7 protein-coding genes are annotated in these 12,707 nt (G+C 43.4%); 2 read left to right on the top strand and 5 right to left on the bottom strand.

Translation table 11 applies throughout. From position 1 onward, the window contains the following. The first annotated feature begins 166 nt into the window (after positions 1-166). Both IEX80_RS05140 and IEX80_RS05135 read left to right on the top strand, forming a co-directional pair. A complete protein-coding gene (locus tag IEX80_RS05140) occupies positions 167-3,913 on the top strand; it encodes a sigma 54-interacting transcriptional regulator (protein ID WP_188832207.1) in 3,747 nt (1,248 codons plus the stop codon). 336 nt (positions 3,914-4,249) lie between these two features. Beyond that, entirely contained in the window at positions 4,250-5,107 is an 858-nt protein-coding gene (locus IEX80_RS05135) for a helix-turn-helix domain-containing protein (protein ID WP_188832205.1), read from the top strand. 232 nt (positions 5,108-5,339) lie between these two features. Here the strand turns inward: IEX80_RS05135 and IEX80_RS05130 are convergent, their stop codons facing one another. From IEX80_RS05130 to IEX80_RS05110, 5 genes are all read right to left on the bottom strand, one after another. Beyond that, positions 5,340-7,295, bottom strand: a complete 1,956-nt coding sequence (locus IEX80_RS05130) for a sigma 54-interacting transcriptional regulator (protein WP_188832202.1) — start codon at positions 7,293-7,295, stop codon at positions 5,340-5,342. Further along, complete coding sequence (locus IEX80_RS05125) at positions 7,296-8,147, bottom strand: sensor histidine kinase (protein WP_188832200.1); 852 nt, start codon at positions 8,145-8,147, stop codon at positions 7,296-7,298. A gap of 288 nt (positions 8,148-8,435) precedes the next feature. Further along, positions 8,436-10,097 carry an NAD(P)/FAD-dependent oxidoreductase gene (locus IEX80_RS05120; RefSeq protein WP_188832199.1) on the bottom strand — a complete coding sequence of 554 codons (1,662 nt, stop codon included), beginning with the start codon at positions 10,095-10,097 and terminating at the stop codon, positions 8,436-8,438. A 14-nt stretch (positions 10,098-10,111) separates the two neighbouring features. After that, positions 10,112-11,515 (bottom strand): ATP-binding protein, encoded by a 1,404-nt coding sequence (locus tag IEX80_RS05115; protein ID WP_188832197.1) that lies wholly within the window; start codon positions 11,513-11,515, stop codon positions 10,112-10,114. Positions 11,516-11,558: 43 nt separating this feature from the next. Then, entirely contained in the window at positions 11,559-12,677 is a 1,119-nt protein-coding gene (locus tag IEX80_RS05110; protein ID WP_188832195.1) for a PAS domain-containing sensor histidine kinase, read from the bottom strand. Positions 12,678-12,707 lie beyond the last annotated feature (30 nt).

The raw sequence follows: 12,707 nt of genomic DNA, 5'->3' as shown, positions 1-12,707 counted from the left end.
CCGGGGCTTGTCTTTTTCTGGTGGCGGATAAGGAAGCTCTCCTGATATTACTGTTGCATTAAAGTTTGTAGCTTGTACACGAGATATAACTTTCTTATAATTGTTAACTATTTGCTGCCTGTTTCTGCACGGAAGAAGCTCCTGTTTGTCAGCTAATTTAAGTATCATGAGTTCGTTAAACCCCAATTTTGATTTGCAGCAAAGTGAAGCAATGCTTCAGGATGGGGTTTATATGGCTTGCCGTCAACTGCTGAATGTTAAGGATGAGGCCGAATTACTTCAAATTATTGAGGAGTGGGTTGCTCCGATGTTTAATCTTGCCGGATCAGGAGTTCTCATATCACTTAAAAATAATAAAGAGCCTTCGTATTTATTTTACACTTATCCCGGAGCTGACCATAAAATAGTCCCGGGAACGACGCCTGAAATTTTATCTTCAGTTGTAGATCCAGAGGAATTACATAACCTTTTCAAGGTTTCCAATACGGCATCGCAGGATGGTGTTGTCCGACAAGTCGATTTGAACGAAAGCAACGCCAGGCAACTTAGTTTGCCTTTTATACAGGAACGCTTTAACAAGGGGATCCGAAAATTCGCGATGTTTTCTTTGATTAGTAATCGCGAAACATTGGGATACTGGCTGACTGGATTCAGCTTGAATAGCCCTGCAGATATCATCGATAATAAATCGTTTATAATCGTAGCGGATCATATTACAGCTGCCGTTGCCGGAATAATAATCCGGAAGAACCTTAAAGAAAAAGTAGCTGAAGCTGAAGTGCTGCATTGGCTTAATCAGTTGCTTGCTACCAGTCGGGACAGGAAGAGCCTGATCAGAACGATCAGGTCGAGGCTCGGGAATATGTTTGCTTTTTCACATAGTTTCATATGTAAGGTTAATGATGATGATATAACGCTTAACCTGTTGCTGGCAGATTCTCAATCCCGCGCCCGTTTCCATCCCCGGTACGCGGAACTAAAACAGAGCAGCCCAACTGTGGCTGATGGGTTTCTGAACAAGGTTATCCTGACGACGGAGCCGGTTATTTTTGATCTCGAAAAACTCGGCCAAACCCGGGAGCTTCCGCTATACATGCAGGTAAATTACGAATCTGGTATAGCGAAAATGTTAATGCTTTCGCTTCGAATCAATACCAAAGTTATCGGTATTTGGATGATCTGTTTTACAGGTGAACAGCTGGTATTACCAAATTATCCGGAACTTGTCAAAATACTCGCGGCTCCCATATCGCTTGCCGTTGCCAATATCATGATGGAAGACTCGTTGCGGGCGCGTGAAACTGAACGCGATGGCCTGATGCTATTGAGTTCTGACATCACAGGCGTAAAAAGTAAAGATAATCTGAAATTGGTTCTCTCGCGCCATCTTGAAAAACTTCTGGGTAATTCAGATATGATGGTCTTTGCGCTTTCTGACGACGGCTCATTACAACCATTTTTACACGCATATACTTCTACATCATCAGTGGCGACTGGCAATAACGTGGACGGGGAAACGGGTCAGCGAGAGCTGGTTAAGCGGTTTTTTGATTCATCTGAAGTAAATATTGCAAGTATCGACGAAATTGTCAACGACGATCAATTCAGATCAATTTTTAAAGATTATCTGCAACATGATGTTAAAACGATTGTAGGGATAGCCTTAAAAAACGATAGCAGGAACATAGGAATGTTCTCGGTTTTGTTGCGTGGAGGTGAAACATTTACTGATCATCAGTTAACGTTGTTTAAAGAAATATCTTATCAGGTATCTAAAGCCGTTTTAAATATCCTCGCCCACGAAGTCCTGGCCCGACGGGACAGGGAAAAAGGCATTTTATTAAATTTTAGTCAGCACGTTTCGGCGGCGAGGGATTTAGACAGTTTGTTAAATGCTATGGATCAGCACGTTCGTTTGACACTTGGGTATAGCCATACCAGTATTAATCTGCTGCATACATACCATCAGGGACTAAATTCATTGAACGGGTTATCAAATGTACATATTGGTGATAAGGCCGGTTGCCAGTTACCCGGAAATAAGGATCTGTTGGACGAAGTTATGTCTGGAACGGAGCCAAGATTAATTAATCTTTTTGAGAAGGAGATTACAGGTATCAGATTAGAATTTCCCGAAGGCCACCGCACTTCTCATATCATGTTAACCAGGCTTGAAGTAAATAGCGAAGTGTTTGGGTTATGGGTAATCTGTTTTGGATCACAACCTTCAATCGATCCTGATTATATTAACCTTGTTAAAAGCATCAGGGATACATTGTCACTGGGTACCCGTAATATAATTTTAAACGAACGGATACGGGGTAGGGAGCAGGAAAAATCGGCCTTACTTGACTTTAGTAATGCCGTTGCCGGCGTGAAGGATAAATTCCAGCTTGGACGCATTTTTCATAACTATTTAAAAAGCCTTTGTAATCTTGATGAGATATGCCTTCATTGGTTGGACGATAAGAAGGATATTCATTATTGTTATTTTTGGAACCCGGAGTCCGCTTATGCAGACGATCCGGATTTCGAATCTGTTACAGGAGAAGTCTATTCGCCGGATGACGGTATTATCAATCAATTATTGGCAACTTCAGCTCCCGTGCACGTTGATATTAACGATTATGGCGAACGTGGGGATGCTCCGCTGTATATCAAGTTTTTGAAGAAGCATGGTTTTGAGAGCATTGTTGCACTTCCCATATTCAAGGGCGAGGATATTGTTGCTGTTTTATTAGTTGAGCGGTATGATATAGATAACGCAGATCAGCCACTTTTCCGGAGCCTGTCGTCTCAGTTTGCTTTAGCTGTTTCGGATTTGATAGCCACTGAACGGGTTGTTCAGCAGCTAGCGGAAATTAACAGGTACAAGGAAAGACTCGAAGAAGAAAAAGTTTATCTGACCCAAGAGCTGGAGACAACCCATAATTATGCGGAAATAGTAGGTAATAGTCCCGCTTTGAATGAAGTGTTTACCAGGATTTCCCAGGTTTCCGGTTCAGAGAGCACGGTGTTAATACTCGGTGAAACAGGTACCGGAAAGGAATTGATTGCCCGCGCTATCCATAATGATTCGCCGAGACGGAAGAATATGCTGGTAAAGGTTAACTGCGCCGCACTTCCTGCAAATCTGATTGAGAGTGAATTATTCGGTCATGAAAAAGGTAGCTTTACCGGTGCTACGGAGCGTAGAATAGGTAAGTTTGAACTGGCGCATGGAGGGACACTGTTTCTTGACGAAATTGGCGAAATGCCACCTGAGCTACAAGTTAAATTGCTGCGTGCATTACAGGAAAAAGAGATTGAACGGATAGGTGGAAAGAGTACAGTAAAAACTGATGTAAGAATCATAGCCGCCACAAACAGAAACCTGGAACAGGAAATTCGTGAAGGCCGTTTCAGAAACGACCTTTATTTCAGGATTAGTACTTTCCCGATTCATCTCCCTGCACTTCGCGATCGTGTTGAGGATATCCCTTTGTTGGCTATGTATTTTTTAAAAAGATTTGCAAAACGCGCTGGCAAGGTTATCCAGAATATTGGAAGCAGGGCTATGAACGAGCTAATGGCGTACAACTGGCCAGGCAATGTTCGTGAACTCGAACATCAAATGGAGAGGTGTGTCCTTATGACCAACGGAACAACTATAAAGGAGATATACCTGCCGTCGTCCCCCCAGCCAGGTAATAAAACAGAAAGTCCGGCAGACAAGTTTATACCAGGTATATTTGATGACGTTGAACGTGATTACATTATCAAAACGCTCAAATATTGTAATGGAAAAGTAAGTGGCGCAGGCGGCGCAGCAGAGATATTAGGAATACCGGCAAGTACGCTTACATCCCGAATGAAGCGTCTGAATATCACAAAGAAAATCGTTGAAAAGAGGAGCTCAGGTAGCCGCTCCTGAAATAAATTCCCAGGTTTTGATCGGTTTTAAGAAAGGCACTGCTTTGATTGTGATTGACCAGTTTTATGCCTTATTACAGTTATTTATCCTGAATATTTATATCAACCTCCAGTAGTACCGCCAACCCGTTCGGGCTCCTGGTTCGCCAGACCTGTTTTTTTGCTATTTGATAATGCGAAATTTCGTTTTGATGCCTTCTTACCGGATTCCGGACATCGCATTTTTTCTATATATCGAGAATTTATTTTGTTGAATTTTCTATTTAACTGACAGATATACAATTAGTTGTGCTGGTGGCATGTCGTATGCCTAATGATTTGCATCAATATCAAATTTATGAGCACAACATCAACTCCTACTGATAAGAAATTTATGCTTAACCATGAATGCGGATCTTCGTTTTTTAGCGTAGCTTCCCTGCAACGGCACGGGCATGAAGGACGTTTGTTACAGGATAATTACTGTTATACTGTCGTTTTTATGGAGAAAGGCAGCTGCGAGTGTCAAACTTCTGATCAGGTACTGATACTTGATCCGTCTTCCGTTGCCATCATTAAACCGAAGCAGGCTTATACGCTTGCCCTATCTCAATCGGGCTGTGGTTACGTACTTTCTTTCACTTTTGAATTTATGCAGGCCGCGCTTAATTCTGCGGGCATGGCGCAGGAATTTCATTTAAACAGTACCGCGGGACAAATTGCAATACCTGATGAGGACCGTGGTTTTCTTCAAGATATTGTATGCAGGTTGCGCAGCGAATTTCAAACAACCAACGGTTTAAAAGATGCGATTTTAAGAGGCCTGTTCCAGATCTTCGCATTGTACCTGAACAGGATTACTGCTGAAAGGCAGCCGTCAATACAAAACAGGTGCCTTTATCATGCGAATCGTTTTTTTGCACTTTTGGATGAACACTTCGCGACGCTTAAAATGCCTGCAGATTATGCAAATCTACTGGCGGTAAGCCCATCTTATCTTAATTTCATCATTAAGGAAAACTTTGGTCTAAACACAAGCTATTATATCCAACAACGCGTGCTTACTGAGGCAAAGAAATTGATGAGCTCACATGAAATTACGATGAAAGAGGTTGCGTATAAACTAGGCTTCTTTGATGTGTCTCATTTTAGTAAATTCTTCAAGAGAAATACCGGAATGCCTTTTACTGATTTTCGAAGAGCGATAGCCGCCTGATTAGCATATATGGTTCGGCTCGGCATCAGTTATTACCATATTATCGGGTAGCCCGTAATTATGCTCTAAAAGAACCTCAGAAGTTGTGTTGACGAGCTTTGTAAACTGGTGATGGATTTCAAATACTCGCCTAAGTAATTGATTTTTTGAGCAAAGTCCTGAAAATATGCTGCCCATCCTTTTTACGATATAAATCGCAGGATGGGCATGCAGTACAAAATAAAATTATTGATCAGTCTGCACTGAATTCTCTTTTGATACCCAATTTCTTTATTCTTGAATGTAGGGTACTCGGCGGCATCCCCAATATCTCTGCTGCTCCGCCCGGCCCGCCGATACGTCCCTGGCAACTTTTCAGCACATGGACGATATAATCTGCTTCCATCTCTTCCATTGTCTTCAGGGATGTTTTATTATTAGCCGTATCATTTTCCGCCGAAGCCAGGGGCTGGCTTTGCGGCAGCGAAATCTGCTCAATTACGCCTTCGGTTTTTATTAACACCTGTCTTTCAATAAAATGTTCCAGTTCACGTATGTTGCCCGGCCAGTTGTAATTTTTTAATTGGGTAATAGCCGCGGCACTGATCCCGGTTACCGGCCTGCCCGTTTTGAGAGCGAATTTTTCCACGAAACCTTTAGCTAAGATACCGATGTCCTCCTTTCGCTCGCGCAGTGGCGGTATAAAAATCGGAAATACATTTAAACGGTAATACAGGTCGAGCCTGAAGCGGTTTTCAGCGACTTCCTTTTCAAGAGTACGATTGGTAGCAGCGATAACCCTGACATCTACTTTAATTGATTTGTTACTTCCGACACGTTCAAACTCCATTTCCTGGAGAACCCGCAGTAATTTCACTTGTGCATCCAGTGGCAGTTCTCCAATTTCGTCCAGGAAGATCGTTCCGCCATTTGCTTGCTCGAACTTACCCACACGGCGATCTACAGCTCCTGTGAAAGCGCCTTTTTCGTGCCCAAAAAGTTCAGATTCTATAAGATTGGCCGGTAAGGCCGCACAGTTGACTATAACCAGCGGATTTTTAGCACGCGGGGATAGTTTGTGAATACACTGAGCTACGCGCTCCTTGCCCGTCCCGCTTTCGCCTGTAATGAGCACAGAAGTAGGGGAGGTTGCGACCATATCAATCTGGTCAAGTACGGCCAGCAGCGATCTGCTCTTACCCAAAATTCCGTCAAATTTTGATTCCTCTGCGCCTGGTTTACTGCCCGAAGTTTTCCTTAACGCGGCATCCCGTCTTTCTACAGCAGAAACCGGACGCTCGTTAAGAAGCTGTTCCATCATGGATTCCAATGCCACAGATGAACGCCGAAGCAGTCCTAAATGTGCTTCCGTATATAAATCTTCATTTTTGCTGTAGAATGCCAGGGTAAAAGGGTCTCCATTTTTCAGCCGGAACTTTACAGCAATCCGCGACGCGAGCCGAAACTGTGTACTTAAGCGTTTCTCGCATATATCGTCCAATAATAGCTTACGATAGTTAATGGAATTGCTGATAGTTCCACTTTCGAGTTCAAGTAAAATTGATTTATTGCTGTTCCAATCATTATTGCCGGTGCCACATATGGCTGCCAGCTCATTCTTTACGTAGGTTTGGTATTCTTCATAACCGGTCCGTGCAAAGCCAATGTGATCAATCTCCTTTCTCACGGGAAGAATAATTCTTAACAGGTCGAATGGTACAAAACTTTGCGTCATGGCCGGGAGCTTGCTGATCTTCTCGGTCATTGATCCGGAAATATGCGCAAGCCCTTCCAGCTGCATACGGAATATCTGTTCCCTCTGCTGCTGCATCTGGAGGTTTAACTGATGCTTCTGAAGTGCTATCTCCAGCATGATCAGCAGGTCTTTTTCCCTAAAAGGTTTTACAAGAAATCCGTATGGCTGAGTAGCTTTCGCCGCTTCCAATACCGATTGATTGGTATTAGCGGAGATATAAATAAATCCGATATTTTTGGATATCAAAATTGGCGCAAGATCCGTTCCTTTTGAATCGTTAAGCAAAAAAATGTCGAGCAGCACCCAACCCGGCTTGTGCTTATCGATCAGTTGCTCTGCCTCTTTCACAGACGCAGCAATTCCGCAAACTTGATAACCCGCTTTGGTGAGTTTGATCTTAAGATCATTCGCAACAATAAATTCGTCTTCTACTATGAGTATATTTTCTTTCATCTAGGTATTGTTCGCAATACTGGTATTAGATAAAGTTTGTCCGGACTGCGCGATCTCCAGGGAAACGGTCAAACCATTTAAATTTTCGATATTAACAATTGCTGACAATTGCCTACCAAGTCCTTCTATCAGACTGAACCCGAATGCCTGACTTTCTGCATTCACTGCCGGTGCGGGGAGGCCAACACCGTTGTCGCTGATCGTCAGTACGATTGAACCTTGCAGGTTTTTAAGCGTTATTGAGATACATCCGTTTTTTTTGTCAGGAAAAGCAAACTTATAGGCATTACTCACTGCTTCACTTAAAATAAGCCCCATAGGTATGGCCTGCGCCAGGTCCACCAGGCAGGGATCAAGCTCGCTTTCAAGTTTGACATTGTTATCGTTTCCAAATTCTTCTCTTAGATAATTAACCAGTTTACCAAGGTATTCCCGCAGGTTGATTGTTGAAAGCAACTCGCCGTCATATATGGAATGAAATGCGAGTGACATAACATAGAGTCTGTTACATCCTTCCTTTATGGCCTCGGCTATTTCAGGCTGTCCTGTATACGCAGCCTGCCCCTCCAGTAAACTGATCGCTATCTGCAAATTGTTTTTGACACGGTGATTCAATTCATTGATCAATACTTCGTTTTCTCTATTGACCTTTTCAAGCATCTCCCTGTTTTTTTTAAATGACATTTTCCACTTTACGGTCTGCCACAATAAAATTAGTATAATTCCAATTATTCCGAAGGTCAAATACCCGTTTTTAACCGGAAAATTGAATATGTCAGGCATGGCTACTATGATCGAACTATAAACACGATATGAGAGGCGGTTTACCTCCCACCAGTTGGTCAGCATCATTTTTTATATTAAGTTGATTTCGACGATAGAATAGCCTTTGAAATGATATGGTTAACTATTATCTCCCGAAAATCAACAACTCTGATGCCACTTTAATAATAGATTAGTTTACAGTTAATTATCTGAAAACTAAATATTTTAAAAGACGATATTTCGCATCGCTACGATTATTAACAGCGAAAAAGTATTTTTTTGTCACTGATAATATCAGTTTTTTGAAAATTAAATATCACTGATCAATTCATATAACCGGCCGAAATCCACGCGAAGATAAAATCAACATGTTTTTTATTGATCTGCAAGATACTTATGAATGAAACTGATTGCCATAGAGCCATCTCCAACGGCCGACGCGACCCTTGCCATTGCTCCGGCACGTACGTCTCCCGCAGCGAAAATTCCGCTGCAACTGGTTTCAAGCAAAAATGGTTCCCTTGTTTGTTTCCATATTTTAGGCAGATCAATGCTTCTTGCAAGCTCCCGGCCTGTCAATATATAACCTTTGTCATTCCGCAACACATCAAGTTTGATCCAGTCTGTATAGGGTTTTGCACCAATAAAAATATAAAGTGCACTTGCCTCGCTTGTCGTATAATTTCCTGTACGTGAATTGAAATATGTTAATGTTTCCAGGCGGTCCCCGCCGGCAACTGCAATGACCTCAGAATCTGTTATCAGATGCACATTTGAAATAGCATTGAGTTGGTCGATAAGGTATGCCGACATCGTGTAGGATAGACTGTCCCTCCTGATCAGTATGTAAACATCTTTTGCGAAATTTGAAAGATACACAGCTGATTGGCCCGCCGAGTTCCCGCCTCCCAATATAAACACATCTCTGCCGCGACAAGCCCCGGCTTCGGTTGTTGAAGCACCGTAATATATGCCCGCCCCGGTAAGTCTGTCAATTTCCGGTACGTCGAGTCTGCGGTAATCAACTCCCGTTGCTACGATAAGTGTCCTGGTCACCACTTCCCGTCCATCTTCCAATATCACAATTTTATAACCATCTTTTTGCCGGATATCGGTAACCGTACAAGGTGAAATGAATTCAGCACCAAGACGTTTAGCCTGACTGACAGCGCGCCGGGTTAGGTCTGCGCCGCTTAAGCCGGCAGGAAAGCCAAGGTAGTTTTCAATTCTGGAGCTGGTGCCCGCTTGTCCACCAGGGGCTTTGCGTTCAATCACCAGCGTTTTAAGTCCTTCAGAAGCCCCATAAACTGCAGCCGCAAGCCCAGCCGGCCCTGACCCAACAATGACAACATCATATATCTGATGAACCAAACCAGGATCCCGGCCGATCTTAGCTGCGATAGATCTGATCGATGGTGAAACCTCAAAAGTACCATCTTCATATATAATTGCAGGCAGGTCGCCTTCAGCAATACCATTAATTTCAAGGATATCCCTGTTGCTTCCGGATTCGTCTACCTCGAGCCATTGGTAAGGTATAAGGTTGCTTGCGAGATAATCTTTAACGGTGTGCGTAAGTGACGAGTATTGGAAACCAATAACCTTTATTCCTTTAAACTCGGGGATGTACTCCCGTTGCCAATCCTCAAGCAGGTCGGTAAGTACCGGATAAAGGCGTTCCTCTGGAGGGTCCCAGGGTTTGAGAAGGTAATAATCCAACCTTATGTCATTAATTGCCTTGATTGCCGCCTCAGTGTCAGAATATGCCGTCAGCAGTACTTTTTTTGCTTCGGGAAATACTTTCATAGCTTCTGCGAGGAAAGTGACCCCATTCATTTCGGGCATGCGCTGGTCGCTTAGGAACAGAGCGACAGGGACACCGCTGTTACGCAGATCAGGCAGGCTTTCAAGGACTTCTTTTGCCGATACTGAACTGACGATACGATAAGATTTGCCAAACTTAGCTTTGAGGTCCCCGGCGATAGCCCTGGATACTTGAGGGTCATCATCGATAGAAATAATAATTGGTTTTTCCATGTTGCTGTTTTTATTCAGTTATCAATTGGGAAGCAAATAATAAAGGACGTATTGCCCGGACTCGATTGTAATTTCACAGTTCCGGAATGTTGGGTTATAATAGTCTTCACAACCTCCAGACCTATACCAGTGCCCTTGCCCATCGCTTTGGTCGTAAAAAACGGGTCAAATACAAGGGCCTGGATATCTTCCGGGATACCGGCTCCATTGTCGGTGACGGTCACCCGAACAAATTCTTTGTCACGTTCGGTGCGAATGGCCAGCGTCCCACTGTGATTTTTTTCCATTGCGTCCAAAGCGTTGTCAATCAAATTGGTCCATACCTGATTGAGTTCGCCGACCAGCGCAGTCACCTCGGGCAGACCGGTATCGTAATCTTCCACCAGTTGTACATTCAATTGTTTACGCTTGTGTTCAAGCATGACCAGGGCGTTCCTGATACCTGTATGGATATTAATGCGTTGCTTCGCTGAACCGCGATCCATATGTGTATAGGTTTTAACCGCCTTAACAAGTTGCTCAATTCTTTTAGATGACGACAGCATGTTTCGCGCAACTCTTTGTGCCTGGAACAATTCTGCAAGCCATTTCAATAAAGCCGCAAGGTTTTCGTTTTGATACAACCTGCTTAAATCGGAGAATAACAAATGATTAAGGCCAAGATCTACATACGCCTCTGCAATTTCATCACCATCTTCAACTCCATTGTCTAAAAGCCAATCGTTGAAATCGTTTTCCCGCCGCAGGCGTTCTTTGAAGGAAACTGCTATATCTTCAATAACCCGGGTTTGGATAACACTAACCGTCTTTAATATTTCTTTAATTTCAATGTTCACATCTGAGATTGGCAGATTTTGGATTGATACGGGTAGCCCGTCGAGGTAGTTAATCAAGTTTAACGCGTCGCTGATATTGGCTGATGCCGGATTATTGATCTCATGGGTAATTCCAGCGGATAGCTTGCCCAATGCCATCATTTTTTCATTTTGGAGTTGCAGGGAGGTCATGTACCTGATTCGGTTGCACATCACATGTACCAATGCCTGTGTAAGCTCATAGTGCTCGGCAATCATTATTCCGATCTTTGCCATAGGGAGCGTCAGTACAATAGTCGAACCCGTTGCGCTTATATAAACTGTAGTTTTATTTCCTCGCGAAAAGGGTAAGTAACCGGTAATCTCACCTGACGTTAAGGTCCCCAGGTCTCGCCGGGCACCTTGCTGAAAATTATAAACAATGCATGCCCCCGCCATAATAAAATGAGAGCCGGTCAGGGGTACGTCCGGAGAAGTCAATATTTCACCGTCATTTAAATCCTGCTGCATACTGTTTGCAGCAAGCCATAAAAGTTGCTCCGCCGGCACATCTTGCAGCGATGGGAATTTTGCTAATTGGAGACTGTTTGCCGAAGCGCTCATTTATCTAAACTTAGAAGTAATGTAATCCTTACTATTATGCTTTTTATCCTGCGCACCAAAACCGGGATGCCGGTAACTTGAAGTAAAACTCAGTTCCTTTTTTAGGCCTGCTTAATACCCCCACAGTTCCGTTGTGGCATTCAATTACCTTTTTGAAAAAATACAAGCCAACCCCATAGCCACTTATGGCTTTGTTTTTTCTGTCTGCGATGCGATAAAATTTTCCAAAAATTCTGTTTTTTTCATTTTCGGGTATCCCGATCCCCTGATCACGAACAGTAACCCTGATACCATCGATCTGAACTTCACATATCATGGTTATTGTTGTACCGCTTGCCGAGTACTTGACCGCATTGTTGACAAGGTTTGTGATAGCCTGGCAGAGTTTTAAGCGATCGGCTTTTACACCGACCTGGCAAGACGTTAAAACCAGGAAGTAATAGGCCGGATTAGTAAACCTGAATTCGGATGCGATTTCATGCAGCAAGTCAGAGAGGTTAAAAGTCTCTGTCTGAAGGCCTAGGTTTACGGCCGTGATCGCTGATGAATCCAAAAAAGAGGTCGTAAGCTGGGTTATAGCATTGATTTTCTCATCTGCCTTGCTCAGCAGCGATTCGGTGTCGGCCCGATCTGATCTTGCCAACATGCGTATCGACTGCTGAATAAATAATTTGAGAGTAGAGAGCGAGGAACGGATCTCATGGTTAGCAAAACTCAGCAGTTCTGATGCCACCGATTCATTCGAGTAATTCTCTGTCACATTTTGCAAAACACCCTGCAACACGGCAGGGGGCCCTGGTCGCTTAACCGCCACTCCAACAATCCTGATCCAAATCGGGTACAAATTCCCGAAGCTTAAAATTTTAACGTCAACCTTGATCTGCCCCGTCGTTTGAAGTGTTCTGTACTGCTCACGAAGTCTTACCCGATCATCGGCACCCAGTTTTTTCCAAAATTCCCTGATAGTGATTCCGTTACCGGATATGCCCAAAAAGAAGTTTGACGTTTCACACCCCCTGGCGATGCGTTGTTCAAGATCGATTTCCCATCTTCCGATTTCAGCGCATTGAAGTATTTTTTGATAGTTATCCAGCAGCGTTGTTTGTTGATCTTGGCTGATGCTATACTGAAGTTGGTTATCTGACAGCTGGAGGTTATTCATCGTAATACGGGATTCGTAAACATATTAGCA

Source organism: Mucilaginibacter rubeus, assembly GCF_014643835.1.
GTDB classification, from domain to species: domain Bacteria; phylum Bacteroidota; class Bacteroidia; order Sphingobacteriales; family Sphingobacteriaceae; genus Mucilaginibacter; species Mucilaginibacter rubeus.
Note: the sequence above shows the minus strand (reverse complement) of the source record. Positions and strands in the feature narration are given on the sequence as shown.

Coding starts and splice junctions, on each gene's coding strand:
- IEX80_RS05115 (WP_188832197.1), bottom strand. CDS start 11,515: ATGAGCGCTTCGGCAAACAGTCTCCAATTAGCAAAATTCCCATCGCTG.
- IEX80_RS05135 (WP_188832205.1), top strand. CDS start 4,250: ATGAGCACAACATCAACTCCTACTGATAAGAAATTTATGCTTAACCAT.
- IEX80_RS05120 (WP_188832199.1), bottom strand. CDS start 10,097: ATGGAAAAACCAATTATTATTTCTATCGATGATGACCCTCAAGTATCC.
- IEX80_RS05125 (WP_188832200.1), bottom strand. CDS start 8,147: ATGATGCTGACCAACTGGTGGGAGGTAAACCGCCTCTCATATCGTGTT.
- IEX80_RS05130 (WP_188832202.1), bottom strand. CDS start 7,295: ATGAAAGAAAATATACTCATAGTAGAAGACGAATTTATTGTTGCGAAT.
- IEX80_RS05110 (WP_188832195.1), bottom strand. CDS start 12,677: ATGAATAACCTCCAGCTGTCAGATAACCAACTTCAGTATAGCATCAGC.
- IEX80_RS05140 (WP_188832207.1), top strand. CDS start 167: ATGAGTTCGTTAAACCCCAATTTTGATTTGCAGCAAAGTGAAGCAATG.